The organism is Pseudonocardia ammonioxydans (assembly GCF_900115005.1).
Lineage (GTDB): Bacteria > Actinomycetota > Actinomycetes > Mycobacteriales > Pseudonocardiaceae > Pseudonocardia > Pseudonocardia ammonioxydans.
Window position 1 is genome coordinate 1 of record NZ_FOUY01000067.1, and the last position, 17,583, is coordinate 17,583.

A 17,583-nucleotide genomic window follows, 5' to 3' on the forward strand; every position below is an offset into this window, starting at 1 on the left:
TCATCGACGCCCTCGCCGCTGCCCGGGTGCAGGTGGTTGCCGATAGCGGATACCGCGGCGCCGGCCCGACGTTCGATCTCCCGCAGCGCCGGCGACCGGCCGATCGGGACACCGGTGAGCGCCGGCGGCTCTCCCCGGCGCAGCGGGAGGTCAACGCCGCCCACGCGGCGCAACGCGGGCCTGGGGAACGCGCCAACGCGATGTTCAAGAGCTGGAAGGTCCTGCGGAAGATCAGGTGCTGCCCGCAGCGGACCACCGCGCTGGTCAACGCGATCCAAACCCTCATCCTCGCTGGCTGACGCCAAGTGGAAAGAGTTCAGTGAACATCCACAGGAACCGGCCTGATGTTTCCCGGAGAGAAGGTGGGCGCGGCAGGGTTCGAACCTGCGACCGCTCGGGTGTAAAGCGGGTGGGCGACGCCGTACGACGCCTCTACCTGCGGCGGTGGTTGCGCCATCGGTCGCCGGGGACTCCTGGAACCACGTGGTTCGCCGTGGTTTCGCACCACGAAGGACTCCACGCCGCGCACCGCTGGCTTGGGCTCGGTCGCGGCGAGCTATTCCTCAGGGAACGTGGCGCCCCAGGGCGCCGCTGTGTTGCTGTCGCGAACCGCCGGAACGCACATTCCTTCGCGCGCACGCTCGACAGCGTCGACGATGCTCTGGTAACCGGTGCACCGGCAGATGTTGCCGGACATCTCGGCGCGGATCGTCTCGCGGTCGGCGTCGGGCTTCGTGTCGAGCAGGTGGCAGGCCGACATCAGCATGCCCGGTGTACAGAATCCGCACTGCAGCCCGTGGCAGGCCACGAACGCCTCCTGCACGGGATGCAGCTCGCCGTCGGTGCCCTGCAGCCCCTCGACGGTACTGACCGAAGCCCCGTCGACCTGGACGGCGAACATCAGGCACGCCCGGGCCGGCTCCCCGTCGATGAGGATGGTGCAGGCACCGCACACGCCGTGCTCGCATCCAAGGTGAGTCCCGGTCAGGCCGCAGTCGTCACGCAGCGCGTCTGCCAGGGTGCGGCGCGGTTCGACGTCGAGGTCGGCGCGCTCGCCGTTGACACTGAAGCTGATCTTCATCGGCTGTGCTCCTGCTCGGAATCGAACTGTACGAGTGCGCGGCGGGTCATTTCGGCGGCGATCCCACGGCGGAACTCGACCGAACCGTGCAGGTCTGCGGTCGGTTCGATCTCTTCGGCGGCGATGCGCGCCACCTCGGTGGCGGGCTTCCCGTCGGCCAGGGCCTGCTCGGCGGTGGTGGCGCGCTGGGGGACCGACGCGACTCCGCCGAAGGTGATCCGTGGCCGGCCGCGCACCTCGGTGACGACCGCGGTCACGAGGGCGAAGTCGCCGTGCCGGCGGGCGAACTCGGCGAAACCCCACCGGGCCGGCCGCGCGAACCGGACGGCAGTGATCATCTCGTCCTCGTCGAGGGAGGTCATCAGTGCGCTGACGAACAGCTCCTCGGCGTCGACGTCGCGCGATCCGTGCGGGCCGGCGACGGTGACCGACGCGCCGGTCGCGACGGCGACGACGGGCAGCTCGGCCGACGGATCGGCGTGAGCGATGCTGCCGCCGGTCGTTCCGCGGGACCGGATCGCGGTGTGGCCGATCCAGCGGGCGGCCTCGGCCAGCAGCGGGTGTTCGGGCTGCTCGACGAGCCGGCTGTGGCGCACGGTGGCGCCGACCTCGACGATGTCGTCGAGGCGGCGGATCGTCGACAGTCCCGGGACCCGGTTGACGTCGACCAGTACCGCGGGCCGGGCCATCCGGAGCGCGAGCACGGGGACCAGGCTCTGCCCGCCGGCGAGGATCTTGCCTTCGCCGGCGGCCTCGCCGAGGACCTTGACGGTCTCCTCGACGCTGCTCGCGCGGACGTAGTCGAACGGTGCGCACTTCATACGCTCATCTCCCTCGGAACACCGGTGAGCGCTTCTCCGTGCGGGAGAGGCGCCCCTCGGCGAAGTCGTCGCTGGCCCAGCAGGCCTCGAACGCGGCGTCCAGATCCTTGGCGACGTCGTCGGCGAGGTCGGGCTCGAACACCTCGTTGAGCACGCGTTTCGAGTAGCCGACGGTCAGTGGCGCCAGGTCGGTCATGCCGGCTGCCCAGTCGAGGGCCTCGTCGAGACCGCCCGGGCGGTCGGCGAGTCCACACGCCAGCGCGGTGTCGGCGTCGACCTGATCGCACGCCAGCAGCATCCGGCGTGCGGTGCCGTTGCCGGCGAGCAGCGCGAGCCGGCGGATCGTCCAGGGATCGACCGCCAGGCCGATGCGGGCGGTGGGGACGGCGAAGCGTGCTGCGGGGCCGGCGACGCGGAAGTCGGCCGCGATCGCCAGCTGGGTGCCGGCCCCGATCGCGGCACCGTGCACCGCAGCCACGACCGGGACCGGCGCGTCGGTGACAGCGTGCAGCATCCGATAGAGCGAGTCGCGGAACTCGGCGGTGTAGACCTCGTCGAGGTCGGCACCGGAGCAGAAGCTGCGGCCGTTGCCGGCGAGCACGATCGCGCGGGCCTCCCCCACCGAGGCGACGGACGTCCGGATGCGCTCGCAGAGCTCGCCGGTGAGGGCGTTGTGCTTGTCGGGTCGGTCCAGCGTGAGCACGGCCGCGCGGCCGTGCCAGGAGAGTTCGATCATCCCTGGAGTTCCTTCCAGACGCGGTCCGGGCTGACCGGCAGCTCGTCGACGTCGATCCCCAGCGCGTCGCGCAGCGCCCCGGCGAGGACCGCATTCGGGCCGAGGGTGCCGCCCTCCCCCACACCGCGGACCCCCAACGGGTTCGACGCGGGCCGCGAGACGTGGCCGATGACCATGTCGGGCACCTCGGCGCTGGTGGGCATGAGGTAGTCGAGCAGGGTTCCGGTCGAGAGGTTCCCGGCGTCGTCGTAGACGAGGTGCTCGTAGAGCGCGCCCCCGAGGCCCTGGGCGATCGCCCCGGCGATCTGGCCGTCGACGATCTGCGGGTGCATGGCGCGTCCGGCATCCTCGACACAGACATAGGACAGGATCCGCAACTCGCCCGTGGCCCGGTCGATCTCGACGGCGGCGACCTGGACCCCGGCCGCGAACGCGCCGCGGATCGGGTCGTAGAACGTCGTCGCGTCCAGGCCGGGATCGATCCCGTCGGGAAGCCGGTTCGACTCCAGATACGCAACCCGCGCGACCTCGGCGACGGTGATGTAGGGCTTCGGCTCGCCGACGACGTAGACGTCACCGTCTTCGATCCGGAGGTCGGCCTCGGCAGCCTCCATCAGGCCCGCGGCCAAAGTAATGATCTTCTTCCGGACCTCCACAGCCGTGTTGTGCGCAGCCCCGCCACCGATCACCGCCTGGCGGGAGGAGAACGCGCCGAATCCCCAGAGCGACTCGTCGGTGTCGCCGATGCGGACGTCGACGTCGTCGTAGCGGACCCCGACAGCATCGGCGACGATCTGGGCAACCGTGGTCTCGAGCCCCTGGCCCTGTGAGGTGACCCCGGACAGGACGGTGACCCGCCCGTCCGGGTTGACCCGCACGGTGCAGGCGTCGTGGCCGGTCCGGAACGGCATCCGGGGCCCGGCGCTGGCCGCCCGGCCGAGGCCGGTGAGCTCGTTGTAGATCGCGACCCCGATCCCGATCGGCGATTCGCCGCTCTCCCGGCGACGACGCTGCTCGGCACGCACGCCGTCGTAGTCCAGCGCCTCGAGTGCCTTGTCGAGGCACTCCCGGTAGTGACCGGAGTCATCGACCAGCCGGGACGGCATCTTGTACGGGATGTCGGCAGGGGTGATGACGTTGCGGCGGCGGATCTCGATCGCGTCGATGCCCAGCTGCGCGGCCGCCGCATCGAACATCGTTTCCATCGCGAACACGCTCGCCGGGCGCGCGACGCCCCGGTAGGGCCCCGAGGGTGCGGTGTTGGTCGCGACACCGCGCACGGTGCAGCGGTAGTTCTCCAGCTTATAGGGGCCGCTGAGCAGGCCACCCGCCATGAGCGGCTCGATGCCGGCGGTCCACGGGTACACCGAGTAGGCCCCGACGTTGCAGGTCACGTCCGCGTCGACGGCCAGGAGCGTGCCCTCGGCGTCGAATCCCGCCTTCATCAGGTAGCGGTGGTCGCGGGCATGGGTCGCGGCGAGCAGGTGCTCGGCGCGGTCCTCCACCCACTTCAGCGGGATCCCCGGCATCTCCCGCGCCATCAGGCACAGGGCGAGGTCCTCGGGGTAGAGCACGGACTTCACGCCGAACCCGCCGCCCACGTCGGGCGCGATCACCCGGACTCTGCCCTCGGGCAGGCCCATCAGCTCCGCGATCATGTTGCGGGCGATGTGCGGGACCTGGGTGCCGTTCCAGAACGTCAGCTTCCCGTCCGCGGCATCCCACACCGCGACCCCGGCGCGGCACTCCATCGGATTGCCCGCATGCCGGTTGGTGGTCAGCTCCCGCTCGACGACCACGGCGGCGGAGGCCAGGACGTCGTCGACGTCACCGGCATCGAAGGTCCGCTCGAGCAGGACATTGTCCGGTGCCTCGACGTGCACCGGCTCGGACGGCGCCTCCCAGGCGCAGACGGTCGGTGCCAGCGGCTCGTAGTCGATCTCGACCAGTTCGAGGCCGTCCTCGGCCCGGTACCGGTCCGCGGCGACGACGGCGGCCACCGCCTCGCCGGCGAAGCGGACCTTCTGGTGGGCCAGGACCGGCTGGGCGGTCTCGACGTAGGAGGGCAGCGCCGACTGCGCGCGCAGCTCGATGTGGGCGAAGTCGGCACCGGTGAAGACGCGGAACCCGGCGTCGCGGGCGGCGGCGGTGTCGGCGCCGGTGATCCGGGCGTGGCCATACGGGCTGCGCAGGAACGCCACGTGCCGCATCCGCGGCAGTTCGACGTCGGTCACGAACCGGCCGTGCCCGGTGATCAGCCGCTGGTCCTCCTTGCGCCGGACGTTGCGGCCCAGGGAGCCCGCCCCGGCGGCAGTGTCGTCGACGCCCACGCTGTCCTCGGCCATCACGGTGTCCTCGCTCATCTGTCCTCCTCGATGCAGAGTGCCGGATGCGGTGCGCTCAGGGCATCGCGTAGCCGCCGTTGACCGACACGACCTGCCCGGTCGTCCAGGACGACAGCGGTGAGGCGAGCAGCAGCACCATCGGAGTGATGTCGTCGGGGTGGCCGAACCGGCGCAGCGGGTAGGCGGAGAGGATCTTCTTCATCTGCTCCGCCTCAGGGGTGCCGGCGTGGGCGTCGAAGTTGTCGGTGCGGACCAGGGCCAGCGACACCGCGTTCGCGCGGATCTTGTACCGGGCCAGTTCCTTGGCCAGCGACCGGGTCAGGCCGACGGTCGTGGAGCGTGCGGTGGCGGTCACCAGCAGTCCGGACTCCCCCACCCGTCCGGAGTCGCCCATGAGGTTCACGATCGACCCGGTCTCGCGCTCGGCCATCCGCTTGGCCACAGCGTGGGTGAGCTGCAGGGTGCCGGTGACGGTCACGTCGACCTGCGGTGCCCAGTCCTCGGGTGTCGAGTCCAGGAAGCGCTGCTTCTTGGTGACCGCGGAGTTGTTGACCAGGACGCCGATCGGGCCGAGCTCGGTCTCGGTGCGTTCCACGATGCCGGCGACCGCGTCGGCGTCGCGCAGGTCCCCGCCGACGGCGATGGACCGGACACCGAGCTCGGCGGCCTCGGCCGCGGCCTTCTCGGCCCCCTCGCTGGAAGAGTTGTAGTGGAAGGCGACGTTGGCGCCCTCCCGGGCGAACCCGAGGCCGAGGGCACGGCCCAGTCCCTGGCCCGCGCCGGTGATCAGGACGTTCGTCCCCGTGAGCTGAAGATCCATGACGTGCTCCTAGCCGATCTGCTGGAAGGTGCGGTTGCCGAAGGCGGTGACGACCCGGCCGAAGCGCAGCCCGGGAAAGTGGGCACCGACCACGAGGTCGGTGGAGTCCGCGACCTCGTCGGCGATGGCGTTGCGGACCGCGCTCGCGGCGACCGGGTCGACATCGAAGACCGCCTCCCAGTCACGCTCGTGCAGCTCCACGACCGAGTGGACGACGTCGCCGAGCAGCAGGGCGCGCTCGTCGCCGTCCGCCACGACGAACACGGTCGACCCCGGGGTGTGGCCGGGGGTGTGGCGGGCGCTGAGACCGGGGGCGAGAACGGTGTCGGCGTCGAAGGTCTCGAGGCGCTCGGTCAGGGGCGTGAGCTTGCGGACCGCTCCCGGCTCGGCATCCGGGGAGTCGACGAAATGCGCCCAGTCCGCGGCGTGCACCCGGTAGGTCGCGTGCGGGAAGACCACCGCGCCCTTCTTCGTCGCCCAACCCACGTGATCGAAGTGCAGGTGGGTGAACACGACGTCGGTGACGTCCTCGGGTCCGACGCCGTACCCGCGCAGCGACTCGAGGAACCGCCCACCGGCGTACTTACCGTTGTCGATGGTGCCGACCCCGGCGTCGACCAGGACCGTCCGGCTCCCAGTGCGGACCAGGAACCCGCCGAGGTCGAGATGCAGGGCGCCGTGGGCGTCGAGCTGGTCGCCGTGGCAGGCCCAGGCCTCCGGTACGCCCGGGCGAGTCAGGACCTCATCGGCGGGTTCGCGTCCGGTTCCGTCGAGGACGGGGAGGATCTCGATCGTGCCGATCTTCATGCGCCGTCACCGCCCGGGGTGAGCAGGGTGCGGACCCCGCGGCCGGCTTCGAGTTCGGCGAGGGCGTCGTCGACCGACTCGAGCCGTCCGTGGCCGGTGACCAGGCCGCGCAGGTCGAGCTGCCCGGCGCGGACCCAGTCGAAGAACCGGGGCATCTCGGTCGTCGCGTCCACCGAGCCGGCGACACAGCCACGCAGGGTGCGGGCGAAGTGGAAGAGCTCGAGGGCCGAGAACGAGACCATGTCGTCCTTCGCGCCGATCCCGACGACGGTGGCCGTGCCGCCCCGGCGGGTGAGCGACCACATGTCGCGGATCGTGCGTGACGAGCCCACGCAGTCGAAGGCGTGATCGGCCCCGCGGCCCCCGGTCAGCGACCGGACCGCCTTCTTGGTCCCCTCGTCGGCCGGGACGAAGTGGGTCGCTCCGGCGGCGGAGGCGAGCTCGGCCTTGTCCGGGTTGCGGTCCACCGCGACGACCGTCTCGGCTCCGGCGAGGCGTGCGCCCTGCAGCACCGACAGCCCCACCCCGCCGAGGCCGATGACCAGCACCGACGAGCCCTGCTCGACGCCGGCGGTGTGGGTCACCGCGCCGACTCCGGTGGTGACCGCGCACCCGAGGAGCGCGGCGTCGACGGTGTCGATGTCGTCCGGGACCGGCACGACAGCGGCGCGCGGCAGGACGGTCTGCTCGGCGAACGAGCCGACGGTCAGGCCCGGGTAGACCGGCAGGTCGTCCTCGGTCAGCGCGTAGGGCTCGCCCGCCCGCGACGAGCCCCTCTCGCACAGGTGCGGCTGCCCGTGGGTGCAGGCGAAGCACTCCCGGCACGGCGTGATCCACAGCAGGATGACCCGCTGCCCCTCGGCCAGGTCGGTCACCTTGGAGCCGGTCTCGACGACGGTGCCACAGGCCTCGTGCCCGAGGACGGCCGGCAGTTGCTGGCCGAGCGTGCCGTTGGCCAGGGAGAGATCGGAGTGGCAGACACCGGTCCGGTCGATGCGCACCCGGACGTCGCCGCTGCCGACCGCACGCAGCCGGATCATCTCGACGGCCATCGGCGTCCCGACCTCGCGCAGCACCGCGGCGCGGGTCCGGTGCGGGAATTCGGTGCCGGCCTGGCCGACTGTGACGCTCTGGACGCTCATCGCTGCACCGCCTTGGTCTCGCAGACGTCCGCGATGCCGTGCTCGCCGATCTCGCGTCCGACGCCGGACTGCTTGTAGCCACCGAACGGTGCTCCGGGGTTGAAGCCACCGCCGTTGACGTCGACCTGACCGGTACGCAGCCGGCCGGCGGCGGCGAGCGCGGTGTCGTCGCCGCCCCAGACCGCGCCACCGAGGCCGTAGATGCTGTTGTTGGCGATGGCGACGGCGTGGTCGTCGGAGTCCGCGGCGAGGATCGACAGCACCGGGCCGAAGACCTCCTCCTGCGCGAGCCGCGACTCCGGGTCCACCCGGGAGATCACGGTCGGGACGACCCAGTGACCCCGATCCGGCAGGTCGACGTCGCCGGTCACCGTGACCGCCTGGTCGCCGCCGGCACCGGGCACCATGAACGACTCGACCTCCTTGCGCTGCCCGGCGGAGATCAGCGGGCCGAGCCGCCCACCCGGCGTGTACTTCGCGGCCGCCGTGGCGGCGAGCTCCTCCACCTCGGCGAGCCGCTCCCGGGGCACGATCAACCGGGACAGCGCCGTGCAGGTCTGGCCCCCGTTGAGGAAGCAGTTCGCGACGGTCACCTTCACCGCCGTCGCGAGCTGTTCGTCGGTCGCATCGGCCAGGACGACGCTGGCGGACTTTCCGCCGAGCTCCAGGGTGACGCGCTTGACGGTCTCCGCGGCGGCCGCGGCGATGGTCCGCCCGACCGGGGTCGAGCCGGTGAACGACACCTGGTCGACGTCCGGGTGCCGGGTGAGGAGGTCGCCGACGACCCGGCCGCTTCCGGGGACCAGGTTGAACACGCCCGGCGGGAGGCCGGCGTCGTCGAAGGCCCGGGCCAGCGCGAAGGCGGCCAGTGGGGTGAGCCCGGCCGGCTTGAGCACCACGGTCGCGCCGGCGGCCAGCGCGGGGACGACCTTCACCACGACCTGGTGCAGCGGCAGGTTCCACGGCGTGATCGCGCCGACGACGCCGACCGGTTCGCGCAGCACGATCGAGTTCCCGAGCTCGCTGCGGAACGGGAACCTCTCGAGCGCCTCGACGGTGGCGTCGATGACGGCGATCGGAGTGTCGACGTGCAGGGCGCGGGCGACCTTCGGCGGCGAGCCCTGCTCCCGATTGATGATCGTCGCGAGCTCGTCGGCCCGCTCGGCGAGGATGTCCCGGGCGCGGCGCAGCACGGCGGCCCGTTCGCTCACCGGCGTCGCCGCCCACCCGTCGAACGCCTCGCGTGCCGCCGCGATCGCGGCCTCGACGTCCTCGACCGAGGCCTGGGTGACCACCGCGGTGGTCTCCTCCGTGGCGGGGTTCTCGACCTCGAGGTCGGCGCCGCGTCCGGCGCTCCACTGCCCGCCGATGTAGAGGTAGGGCTCGCGCAGGACGTCCTGCGGGGCGGTGTCGGTCATCGGTCTCCCTCCCGAGAGCTGGTGTGGGCGCCGGGCAGGACGAGCTGGAGCACCAGCGATCCCGCCTGTCCGGCACCGTGTGCTGGGCCCGGGCGCCGCCGGGCACGCCCGACGATCACGCCGAGCGCGAGCCCGAGCAGGGCCGTACCGACCGGCAGGGCGTGTCGCCGGGCGAGTGCTCCGACGACGCCGCCACCGGTGGCGAGGAGATCGAGCGGTTCGGGCTCCTCGGTACTCCGCTGCGCCGCCGCCGCGCCCCGGTCGGTCGTGGCCGACGCACCTGTGCCGGCGGCACCGGGAGCGCCGCCCTCGGCCATTTCCGCTTCGAGCCGTCGGGCGAACTGACCGATCAGCTTGCTGCTGACATCGGAGATCATCCCTCGGCCGAACTGCGCGACCCGCCCGGCGAGATCGAGGTCGGTTACGACGACGACCTCGGTGCCGGAGCCCTGCTCGCGCAGCTGGATGTCGATGGTCGCCGCTGCGTTGCCCTGGCCGCCGACATCGCGCCCCTCGGCCCGGATGACGGCGTGGTGCTTGTCGTCGTCGCGCTGGGTGAAGCGGGCGACCCCCTCGTACCGGGCGGTCACCGGCCCGACCTTCACCGCCACGGCACCGCGGTAGTCCTCACCCTCGACTCCCAGCATCGTCGCGCCGGGCAGGCACGGGGCCACCCGTTCGAGATCGGTGATCACGGCCCAGGCCCGGTTCACGGGCTCGGAGACGGTGAACGTGTGCGTCAGGTCCATCGCTCGGACTCCTTACTAACTAACGCTCTTTAGTTACTGTAGGCCACGGTTCGTCGCCGGGCCAACCCGACGCGGGTCACTGTGACGAGGGCGTCAGGCGTCGAGTTGCTGCTGCAGCTGGAAGCGGAGGATCTTGCCGGAGCCGGTGCGCGGGATGGTCCGGCATTCGACGAGCCGGTGGGGGACCTTGAACGACGACAGCCGCTCGCGGACCGAGGCCAGGACTGCGGCGTGGTCGAGCGGGCCCGGGCCGGTGGGCACCACGAACGCGACCGGGACCTCGCCGAGGTGCTGGTGCGGGACCCCGACGACCGCGACGTCCTGCACCCCCTCCGCGCCGGCCAGGGCCTCCTCGACCTCGGCGGGATAGATGTTCTCCCCACCCCGGATGATCAGCTCCTTGGTCCGGCCGCTGATCCTCAGGTAGCCGTTGGCGTCACGCCGGCCCAGGTCGCCGGTGCGGTACCAGCCGTCGACGAGCACGGCGGCGGTCGCATCCGGGAGGTCGTGGTAGCCGGGGGTGACGTTCGGCCCCTGCACCCACAGCTCGCCCTCCTGTTCCGGGCCCACGTCGGCGGCTGTGACCGGGTCGACGAGCCGGACGGTCAGCCCGGGCAGCGGGAGACCGCAGGAGCCCATGACGCGGCTGCCGGTCGGCCAGTTCATCGTGACCATGGTCGAGGTCTCGGTGATCCCGTACCCGTCGAGCAGCGGGACCCCGAACGCGGCCTCGAACTTCTCGTTGACCGAGGCCTGCAGGATCGCACCCGCGGACATGCAGACCCGCAGGGCCGGGGCGTCGAATCCCTGGTCTCCGACCCGGTCGAGCAGGTAGTGGAACATCGTCGGCACGCCCGGGAAGACGGTCACGTCGCCCTCGGGGCCGCCGGAGAACCGCGAGGCGGTGTCGGACACCGAGAAGCGCGGCAGGATCCGCTCGCTCGCACCGACCGCGAACACCCCGAGCACGCACAGCACGAGCGCGTAGGAGTGGAACAACGGCAGCGCGCTCAGGACCACGTCGTCCGGGCCGAGGCCGGCGATCGGCGCCCAGCAGGCCGCGACCACCCAGAAGCATCCGCGCTGGGTGAGGTAGACGCCCTTGGGCCGTCCGGTGGTCCCCGACGTGTAGAGCATCCAGGCCACGTCGTCGAGCCCGAGGCAGTCCCGCGGCGGCTGCGGAGCCTCGGCGCCGACGAGATCGGCGTAGTCGATCTCGCCGTCGGCCGACGCGCCGCCCACCACGATGACGGAGAGCAGGTCCGTTCCGGCTGCGAGCTCCCGGACGACGGGCAGGTGTTCGTGATCGGTGATGACGATCCGGGATCCGCTGTCGGACAGGATGTGGGCGACCTCGGCCGGTGCGGCCTGCGGGTTCGCACACACTGCGACGGCGCCGGCACGCGGGATCGCGAGGTAGGACTCGGCGACCTCGACCCGGTTGTTCAGGTAGAGCAGGACCCGGTCACCGCGTTCGACCCCGAGCTGCTGGAGGTGACCGGCCAGCCGAGCGGTCGTCCGGGCCAGGCCGCCATAGGTGACCGTGCGGTCGTCGTCGATGAAGGCGATCCGGTCCGGCCGTGCGGTCTCGTGCACCGCCATCAGTTCCGCCACGGTGGTGATGTACTCGGTCCTCAGCACCGCTGCTCCTTCCTCGGAGGGATCCCGGCCGGCTCGAGCACCGGCGCCGGGTCGTTCGGTCAGTGGGAGACGGGGGTCTGCTCGGACCCGATCCCGGTCTGGGAGCGCACCTGCAGTTCGTCGAAGGAGCGCTCGGCGCCCCGCTCGGCGGACAGGACGGTGCCGATCCAGCAGGCGAGGAAGCCGATCGGGATCGCGAGCAGCGTCGGGTACTCGATCGGGTAGGGCGCAGATTCGGCGCCACCGGGCCACACCGACGGCCCCAGCAGGATGCAGACCACCGACGTCACCAGGCCGGCGACGATCCCGGCGATCGCACCGGTCGTGGTGAACCGGCGCCAGGTCAGGGCGAGCAGCAGGGCTGGGAAGTTCGCGCCCGCGGCGACCGACAGGGCGAGCCCCACCAGGAACGCGACATTGAACTCCGGGCCCATCCCCAGCGTGATGACGATCGCGACCAGGCCGATCCCGGCGGCGGCGATCCGCGCGACGCGCGTCTCCGAGGTGCTCGTCCGGCCCCGGTGGATGACGTTCGCCCACAGGTCGTGCGCCACGGCGCCCGACGCCGACAGGACCAGGCCCGCGACGACGGCGAGGATGGTGGCGAAGGCGACCGCCGAGACGAAGGCGACGAACAGGTCCCCGCCGACGGTCCCCGGTCCGCCGCCGAGGTGCTCGGCGAGCAGGGGGGCGGCCAGGTTGCCGCTCGTGCCCACTGCGTCGGCGGCCTCGGCGGGCAGCACCGCGCGAGCCCCGAACCCGATCACCGCGGTCATCACGAAGAAGGCGCCGATCAGCGCCGTCGCCCATCCCGCGGAGCTGCGAGCCTGTTTCGCGTCGGGGACGGTGAAGAACCGGATGAGGATGTGCGGCAGCGCCGCGGTACCGATCGCGAACGCCAGGGCCACCGAGACGGTGTCGAGGAACGACCGACCGGAGCCTCCCGGCGCGAGGTAGGCGTCGCCCGCCGGGCTGTTCGCCGCTGCGGTCGTGAACAGCGTTCCCAGGTCGAAGCCGACCTGGACGAGGACCCCGACGGTCAGCGCGGCACCGGCGGCGAGGAGCAGGACCGCCTTGATGATCTGCACCCAGGTCGTGGCGAGCATGCCGCCGAAGACGACGTAGGCGAGCATCGCGAGCCCGGTCAGTACCACGGCAGGCGTGAACGACAGACCGGTCAGCGCCCGGATCAGCACTCCGGCACCGACCAGCTGGGCGACCAGGTAGATCACCGCGACCAGCACGGTCGAGGCTGCGGTCGCGGCCCGGACCGGGCGCTCGCGCAGCCGGAACGACAGCACGTCGGCCACGGTGAACCGGCCCGCGTTGCGCATCCGCTCGGCGAACAGCAGCAGGATCAGCACGAACGCGACCAGGGTGACCGCCGGCATGATCCAGCCGTCGAAGCCGGACAGGTACATCAGCCCGGTGAAGCCGAGGAACGTCGCGGCCGACATCAGGTCACCGGCGATGGCCAGCCCGTTGCGCGGACCGGAGATGCCGCGGCCGGCGGCGAAGAAGTCGGTCGCCGAGTGGGTCCGCCGCGACGCCCACACCGTCACCACCAGGGTCAGCCCGACGATCAGGGCGAAAGCGATGAGCCGAGTGGCGTTCACCGGGCGACCTCCGGCGCCGCGCCGGCCGCGGCCAGCTCACGCACGCTCTGCTCGAGCCGGGACCACCGACGGTTCGACAGCCGCAGATAACCCCAGGTCAGCAACCACGCCAGAACGAGCTGGCTCAAGCCCAGCAGGAAGCCGATGGTCATACCCGCGACCACGACGGTCCCGGCCACCGCGGGCGCAGCACCGATCACGGCCAGGAAGATCGCGAACCACGAGAGCAGCGCGGCGCTCGCGTACCGCACGAACCGGCCGCGCTGCGCGACCAGCTGCTGGAAGGGGGCGGACCGCTGGAGTGCTGCCCAGTCAGGGGCGTCGGAGCTCATCGTCGAGACCTTCCGTTCGGCGCCATACTAGCTAACGCTCATAAGTTTGCCGTCGCCAAGATAGACACCCGCATCCGGGTCTGGCAATCCTCCACCCAGCCCTATGCTGCTCACGACCGAGTATTGGCGTACAGCCGGTCGCTCCGAGCGACACGACACCGCGAGCGAGGCGCCGCGACAACCGAGTCAAAACTAGCTAGCGTTAGCATGTACCGGCGGGGAGTTCGTCCGGTCGGTCGTTCTAAGGTGGAGGACATGGCCCCAACCGATGTCCGTGGCGGTGGACCACGGACGCAGCGGACGGCCGTCACCGCCGAGTCGGTCCTGGACGCGGCGCTGACGCTGTTCGCCGAACGCGGCTACCACGGCACCGCGGTCAGCCAGATCGCCGCAGCGCTCGGGGTACGGACGCCGAGTCTGTACAACCACATGACGTCCAAGCAGGAACTGCTGGAGACCATCGTCCGCCGGACACTCGACGATGTGCACGCCGAGTTCGACGCCGCTGTCGCCGGTCTCGACGCGCCCGCCGACCAGCTACGTGCCGCGGTCCGCGTCTACGCCCGTCGCCACGCCACCCACCGGCGCCAGGCCCTGATCGTCAACCGCGACACCACGAGCCTGCCCGAACCGGCTCTGAGCCGGATGCGTCAACGTCGCCGCGACCACGAAACCGCGACCCGCGCGGTGATCTCGCGCGGCATCGAGGACGGCTCGTTCTCCGTCGGGAATGCGGGTCTGGCGTCGTTCGCGATCCTGGAGATGAGCGTGAGCATCGCCCGCTGGTTCCGGGAGGACGGCCCCCGGACCGCCGAGCAGGTCGCCGACGAGTACGCGGAGTTCGCCCTCCGGGTTGTGAGGTACCGCCCGTGACCGCTGCACGGGAGAGCGTGAGCACTGCGGCCGTCGTCGACACCGCGCTGACCCTGTTCGCCGAGCGCGGATACCACGGGACCGCGCTGAGCCAGATCGCAGAGGTTCTGCAGGTCCGCACACCGAGCCTCTACAACCACATGCGGTCCAAGCACGAGCTGCTCGAGACGATCATCGGTGACACCGTCCGCGGTGTGCTCGACGACTTCCGCGAGGCCACCGCGAACCGCGGCGACCCGTTGGACCGGCTCTACCACGCCGTTCTCGTGTACTCCCGTCGGCACGCGACGCACCGACGAGAGGCGATCGTGGTCAACCGGGACACCTCAAGTCTCGACGAGCCCACACGCTCCCAGATGCAGGCCCTCCGCAGGGAGCACGAGCACGCGATCCGGTCGATCATCGGCGACGGTGTCGCGGCCGGGCGGTTCTCGGTCGACTCCCCGGCCCTGGCCTCGTTCGCCATCCGGGAGATGTGCGTCAGCATCGCCCGCTGGTACCAGGACGGTGGTCCGATCACTCCCGAACAGGTCTCGCGAGAGTACACAGAGTTCGCACTGAGCATTGTAGGCGCGGGGCGCATGTGAAACCCCACCGTGCCCCGCTCGCGTCCCGACGGGGCGGGGCCGAGGCCGGGCGAGCCCAAAGATCGTGGACGACGTCGCACGACACCTCTACCTGCGACAACGCTTCTTCTGCTGGTCGCCCTGGGACTCGCCGAACACCTGGTTCGCCGCAGTTTCGCACCACGATCGACACCACGCCGCTTCTGGCCGGTTCGATCTTCTAATCGGTGGCCTTCGGGTGTGATGGAGTCGCCGCGACCACCCACACGACCCGCCGCTGCTCGTCGGGGCAGTACCAGATCCGGCCTCCCGAAGTGACCTCATACTGCCACTGCGCCAGCACCCGACCACCGATCTGCCGGTCGCCCAGCCGGCCGCGCAAGCGGTGCTGGCGTGACGGGTTCTCCGGCCGCATCGGCCGCTCAGTGAGCACGACCCACGCCTCCCAGGTGTTCGCCTGCGCCACCCGGCACAGCTCCTCCCACCCCTTTGCCGCCTCCGACGTAGCGAACCGCGCCTCCCACCCGTCCGGGCGAGCCGGCGGCGCAACCCGATCACCGCGCTTCGCCGACACCGCTCAGGACCCGTTCGGCGCCGGCACCGGACCGAGATCATCCTCCAACGGCCCCGACAGCTCACCCACCAGCACCGGGTCCGCATAGACGGCCGCAGTCGCCCTCCACTCGACAAGAACCTGCGCCAACACCGACCACCGACCAAGCTCCGCAGACGCACCCACCGCCCGGATAAAATCTGCGACGAACTGGACCCGGTCCGCGACGGGCAGGAGATCCGCCCACGGGAACTCCTCGACCAGGACGTCCGCCGCCGCCTCGCCAGGCAGGTGCGCGAGCGCGTTGCGCAGCGCCCGCGCCGCGCTCACCGCCCCGTCCGCCGCCGACACGGCTGTGTCCTCACGAACCAGCAACAGCGGCACCCCGTCCCGACGCCGCACACGCACGTCCCCCTGGTCGGCCAACGCCGCCACGCTCTTCGGATCGCGCTGCAGTTCGCTCCACTGCACCTCAGTCGTCACACCGCCAGTCTGAACTTTTCCAGAAGTCTTGGCAAGGTGTGCTCGTCGACGGACATTGACCGCAGCCACACCAGTCATCGTGGCCTCGGCCATGAGGGCATTCGATCTTCGCGTGGTGCGAAACTCCGACGTCCAGAGGAAACCGGGTGAACATTCACAGGGGAACCGCCTGCATCTTCGCAGGTCAGACGGTGGGCGCGGCAGGGTTCGAACCTGCGACCACTCGGGTGTAAAGCGCGCGCTACCTCCCTCCCAGCCCTCCTACCAGCGACAACGCTCCCGCGAGATCCCTCTCCAACCCCTTCGGCAGCACCATTGAACGACATTTCGTGTCATGAGTGGTGTCATGCAGGAGACTTGTCGTGGCTTTACTCATTGCTCCCCCTTGGCTTTCGGCTGCGACGAATGCGACCGTCAGGCCGGTCACGCGGCCCGACGGGCGTGTGCAGGGTCGTCGGCAATGTCACCGGGGTGGTCGTTCTTGATGGCCCGGAGCCATGCGTCGATCGGTTCTAGATCGACTCGGCCTCGCAGTCGTCGTTCACAACCTGCGCGCCCAGAGCGGACCGGTCAGGGGACCGTGACAAGCACCCACAATCGTCAGGTCCTGATCGATGCCTGATCGAGCACCGAGAGGTGGACGACGCCACTGTCGGAGTGCCCCGGGTCGGTGAAGATGTGTGAACGGTTCGGCGGCCCGTTCTCGCTGACGATGAACGCTGCGTGAGACCCGGAAGCATCCGTCCCCATCGACGCCGCCGCAACTGCTTCCGCGGATCAAGCTACGTAGTACCAGTTGACGAACAGTGCGACGAGTGAGAGGGACAGCAGTGCGCTGCCGGCAACCCACGCGGTCAGGAGCGACCGGTTCTTCAACAGCGTCCCGAGGGCCACGAACAGCGGGAACGCGGCAAGCAGGTAGCGGGGCAGCCCCATCAACGGATCGCCCTTCGATCCGAAGAAGGCCGGGAGCAGGGCCAGCGCTGCAGCATAAAGCGTGAGGTCGACGGGTAGGCGCCGTGCAGCGACCGCGACCAGCGCGACGGCGAACACGAAACACAGAAGGTTGAGCAGATAGGCCGAGCTGCTGAGCGCGAGGAGCAGCCGCTGGAGTCCGAAGAGCTGGAACGCGCCCGGCTCTGCGAGGGTGTGGACATTCATCGCGGCGGCGGTGACGGCTCTGCCCAGCCAGTCGGCCACGCCGCCGTATGACCGGCCCCACTCGGCTTGATCGTGTACGAACAGCAGGGGGCGTGTCATGGCAGGTGTGTAAGCCATGGGTGGGCCAAGATCGACCGCAGTGATCAACACAGCGGTCGGGAAGGACACCCACGTGAGCGAGAACCAGCCCGACCCTGACGGCGAGACTGCAGCGGCTCGCCGGCTCGCCGAGGCCCTCGACCCGTCGGCGATCGACGCGCTGTTGGCCGACGCGAAGGCCGCCGGCACTCCGATCGACGGCGTCGACGGACTGCTCAACCAGATGACCAAGGCCGTGCTCGAACGGTCGCTGCAGACCGAGATGACCCATCACCTCGGCTACGACCGCGACGACCCCGCCGGACACGGGACAGGCAATTCTCGTAATGGCAACTCGACC

The 17,583-nt window shown here is 70.8% G+C and carries 19 protein-coding genes; 4 read left to right on the forward strand and 15 right to left on the reverse strand.

The window, feature by feature from the left end; translation table 11 throughout:
- On the forward strand, positions 1-299 hold a 299-nt coding region (locus BM093_RS31620), incomplete at its 5' end, for a transposase family protein (RefSeq protein ID WP_143105638.1).
- 257 nt (positions 300-556) lie between these two features.
- Here BM093_RS31620 and BM093_RS31625 read toward each other — a convergent pair.
- The 12 genes from BM093_RS31625 to BM093_RS31680 form a co-directional block, all read right to left on the reverse strand.
- Positions 557-1,081 carry a (2Fe-2S)-binding protein gene (locus BM093_RS31625; protein ID WP_093355888.1) on the reverse strand — a complete coding sequence of 175 codons (525 nt, stop codon included), beginning with the start codon at positions 1,079-1,081 and terminating at the stop codon, positions 557-559.
- On the reverse strand, positions 1,078-1,902 hold the full coding sequence (locus BM093_RS31630) for an FAD binding domain-containing protein (RefSeq protein ID WP_093355897.1): 825 nt from the start codon (positions 1,900-1,902) through the stop codon (positions 1,078-1,080). The genes BM093_RS31625 and BM093_RS31630 overlap by 4 nt, the downstream gene beginning before the upstream one ends.
- A 4-nt stretch (positions 1,903-1,906) precedes the next feature.
- The gene (locus BM093_RS31635; protein ID WP_093355902.1) at positions 1,907-2,638 is read right to left on the reverse strand and encodes an enoyl-CoA hydratase; all 732 of its coding nucleotides are present in this window, start codon (positions 2,636-2,638) and stop codon (positions 1,907-1,909) included.
- On the reverse strand, positions 2,635-5,001 hold the full coding sequence (locus BM093_RS31640) for a xanthine dehydrogenase family protein molybdopterin-binding subunit (protein WP_245773934.1): 2,367 nt from the start codon (positions 4,999-5,001) through the stop codon (positions 2,635-2,637). Before BM093_RS31640 ends, BM093_RS31635 begins: the two co-directional genes overlap by 4 nt.
- A 37-nt stretch (positions 5,002-5,038) precedes the next feature.
- On the reverse strand, positions 5,039-5,803 hold the full coding sequence (locus BM093_RS31645; protein ID WP_093355905.1) for an SDR family NAD(P)-dependent oxidoreductase: 765 nt from the start codon (positions 5,801-5,803) through the stop codon (positions 5,039-5,041).
- Between the two features lie 9 nt (positions 5,804-5,812).
- The gene (locus tag BM093_RS31650) at positions 5,813-6,610 is read right to left on the reverse strand and encodes an MBL fold metallo-hydrolase (RefSeq protein WP_093355909.1); all 798 of its coding nucleotides are present in this window, start codon (positions 6,608-6,610) and stop codon (positions 5,813-5,815) included.
- Complete coding sequence (locus tag BM093_RS31655) at positions 6,607-7,752, reverse strand: Zn-dependent alcohol dehydrogenase (RefSeq protein WP_093355913.1); 1,146 nt, start codon at positions 7,750-7,752, stop codon at positions 6,607-6,609. Before BM093_RS31655 ends, BM093_RS31650 begins: the two co-directional genes overlap by 4 nt.
- A complete protein-coding gene (locus BM093_RS31660) occupies positions 7,749-9,170 on the reverse strand; it encodes an aldehyde dehydrogenase family protein (protein WP_093355917.1) in 1,422 nt (473 codons plus the stop codon). The genes BM093_RS31655 and BM093_RS31660 overlap by 4 nt, the downstream gene beginning before the upstream one ends.
- Positions 9,167-9,919 carry an SRPBCC family protein gene (locus BM093_RS31665; RefSeq protein ID WP_093355921.1) on the reverse strand — a complete coding sequence of 251 codons (753 nt, stop codon included), beginning with the start codon at positions 9,917-9,919 and terminating at the stop codon, positions 9,167-9,169. Before BM093_RS31665 ends, BM093_RS31660 begins: the two co-directional genes overlap by 4 nt.
- Positions 9,920-10,012: 93 nt before the next feature.
- A complete protein-coding gene (locus tag BM093_RS31670; protein WP_177238821.1) occupies positions 10,013-11,560 on the reverse strand; it encodes a class I adenylate-forming enzyme family protein in 1,548 nt (515 codons plus the stop codon).
- A 59-nt stretch (positions 11,561-11,619) separates the two neighbouring features.
- The gene (locus BM093_RS31675) at positions 11,620-13,176 is read right to left on the reverse strand and encodes a solute symporter family protein (protein WP_093355926.1); all 1,557 of its coding nucleotides are present in this window, start codon (positions 13,174-13,176) and stop codon (positions 11,620-11,622) included.
- Positions 13,173-13,508 carry a DUF485 domain-containing protein gene (locus BM093_RS31680; protein WP_093355931.1) on the reverse strand — a complete coding sequence of 112 codons (336 nt, stop codon included), beginning with the start codon at positions 13,506-13,508 and terminating at the stop codon, positions 13,173-13,175. The genes BM093_RS31675 and BM093_RS31680 overlap by 4 nt, the downstream gene beginning before the upstream one ends.
- A gap of 255 nt (positions 13,509-13,763) precedes the next feature.
- On the opposite strand from BM093_RS31680, the gene BM093_RS31685 reads away from it, so the two are divergent.
- Entirely contained in the window at positions 13,764-14,381 is a 618-nt protein-coding gene (locus tag BM093_RS31685; RefSeq protein WP_093355937.1) for a TetR/AcrR family transcriptional regulator, read from the forward strand.
- The gene (locus tag BM093_RS31690; protein WP_093355947.1) at positions 14,378-14,968 is read left to right on the forward strand and encodes a TetR/AcrR family transcriptional regulator; all 591 of its coding nucleotides are present in this window, start codon (positions 14,378-14,380) and stop codon (positions 14,966-14,968) included. The genes BM093_RS31685 and BM093_RS31690 overlap by 4 nt, the downstream gene beginning before the upstream one ends.
- A 199-nt stretch (positions 14,969-15,167) precedes the next feature.
- On the opposite strand, the gene BM093_RS31695 is transcribed toward BM093_RS31690, so the two are convergent.
- The 3 genes from BM093_RS31695 to BM093_RS31705 all read right to left on the reverse strand — a co-directional run bounded on the left by BM093_RS31695 (position 15,168) and on the right by BM093_RS31705 (position 17,243).
- Positions 15,168-15,413, reverse strand: a complete 246-nt coding sequence (locus BM093_RS31695) for a hypothetical protein (RefSeq protein WP_245773935.1) — start codon at positions 15,411-15,413, stop codon at positions 15,168-15,170.
- A 111-nt stretch (positions 15,414-15,524) separates the two neighbouring features.
- Positions 15,525-16,076, reverse strand: a complete 552-nt coding sequence (locus BM093_RS31700; protein WP_143105639.1) for a hypothetical protein — start codon at positions 16,074-16,076, stop codon at positions 15,525-15,527.
- A 684-nt stretch (positions 16,077-16,760) separates the two neighbouring features.
- Complete coding sequence (locus BM093_RS31705) at positions 16,761-17,243, reverse strand: hypothetical protein (protein WP_093355962.1); 483 nt, start codon at positions 17,241-17,243, stop codon at positions 16,761-16,763.
- Between the two features lie 73 nt (positions 17,244-17,316).
- On the opposite strand from BM093_RS31705, the gene BM093_RS31710 reads away from it, so the two are divergent.
- Positions 17,317-17,583 (forward strand): transposase (locus BM093_RS31710; protein ID WP_177238822.1); only part of this gene is annotated, 267 nt, incomplete at its 3' end.

Excerpts from the sequence above, each read along its gene's own strand:
- BM093_RS31630 (WP_093355897.1), bottom strand. The coding sequence starts at position 1,902 with ATGAAGTGCGCACCGTTCGACTACGTCCGCGCGAGCAGCGTCGAGGAG.
- BM093_RS31635 (WP_093355902.1), bottom strand. The coding sequence starts at position 2,638 with ATGATCGAACTCTCCTGGCACGGCCGCGCGGCCGTGCTCACGCTGGAC.
- BM093_RS31705 (WP_093355962.1), bottom strand. The coding sequence starts at position 17,243 with ATGACACGCCCCCTGCTGTTCGTACACGATCAAGCCGAGTGGGGCCGG.
- BM093_RS31655 (WP_093355913.1), bottom strand. The coding sequence starts at position 7,752 with ATGAGCGTCCAGAGCGTCACAGTCGGCCAGGCCGGCACCGAATTCCCG.
- BM093_RS31700 (WP_143105639.1), bottom strand. The coding sequence starts at position 16,076 with ATGGCCGAGGCCACGATGACTGGTGTGGCTGCGGTCAATGTCCGTCGA.
- BM093_RS31650 (WP_093355909.1), bottom strand. The coding sequence starts at position 6,610 with ATGAAGATCGGCACGATCGAGATCCTCCCCGTCCTCGACGGAACCGGA.
- BM093_RS31665 (WP_093355921.1), bottom strand. The coding sequence starts at position 9,919 with ATGGACCTGACGCACACGTTCACCGTCTCCGAGCCCGTGAACCGGGCC.
- BM093_RS31625 (WP_093355888.1), bottom strand. The coding sequence starts at position 1,081 with ATGAAGATCAGCTTCAGTGTCAACGGCGAGCGCGCCGACCTCGACGTC.
- BM093_RS31645 (WP_093355905.1), bottom strand. The coding sequence starts at position 5,803 with ATGGATCTTCAGCTCACGGGGACGAACGTCCTGATCACCGGCGCGGGC.
- BM093_RS31685 (WP_093355937.1), top strand. The coding sequence starts at position 13,764 with ATGGCCCCAACCGATGTCCGTGGCGGTGGACCACGGACGCAGCGGACG.
- BM093_RS31680 (WP_093355931.1), bottom strand. The coding sequence starts at position 13,508 with ATGAGCTCCGACGCCCCTGACTGGGCAGCACTCCAGCGGTCCGCCCCC.
- BM093_RS31660 (WP_093355917.1), bottom strand. The coding sequence starts at position 9,170 with ATGACCGACACCGCCCCGCAGGACGTCCTGCGCGAGCCCTACCTCTAC.
- BM093_RS31640 (WP_245773934.1), bottom strand. The coding sequence starts at position 5,001 with ATGAGCGAGGACACCGTGATGGCCGAGGACAGCGTGGGCGTCGACGAC.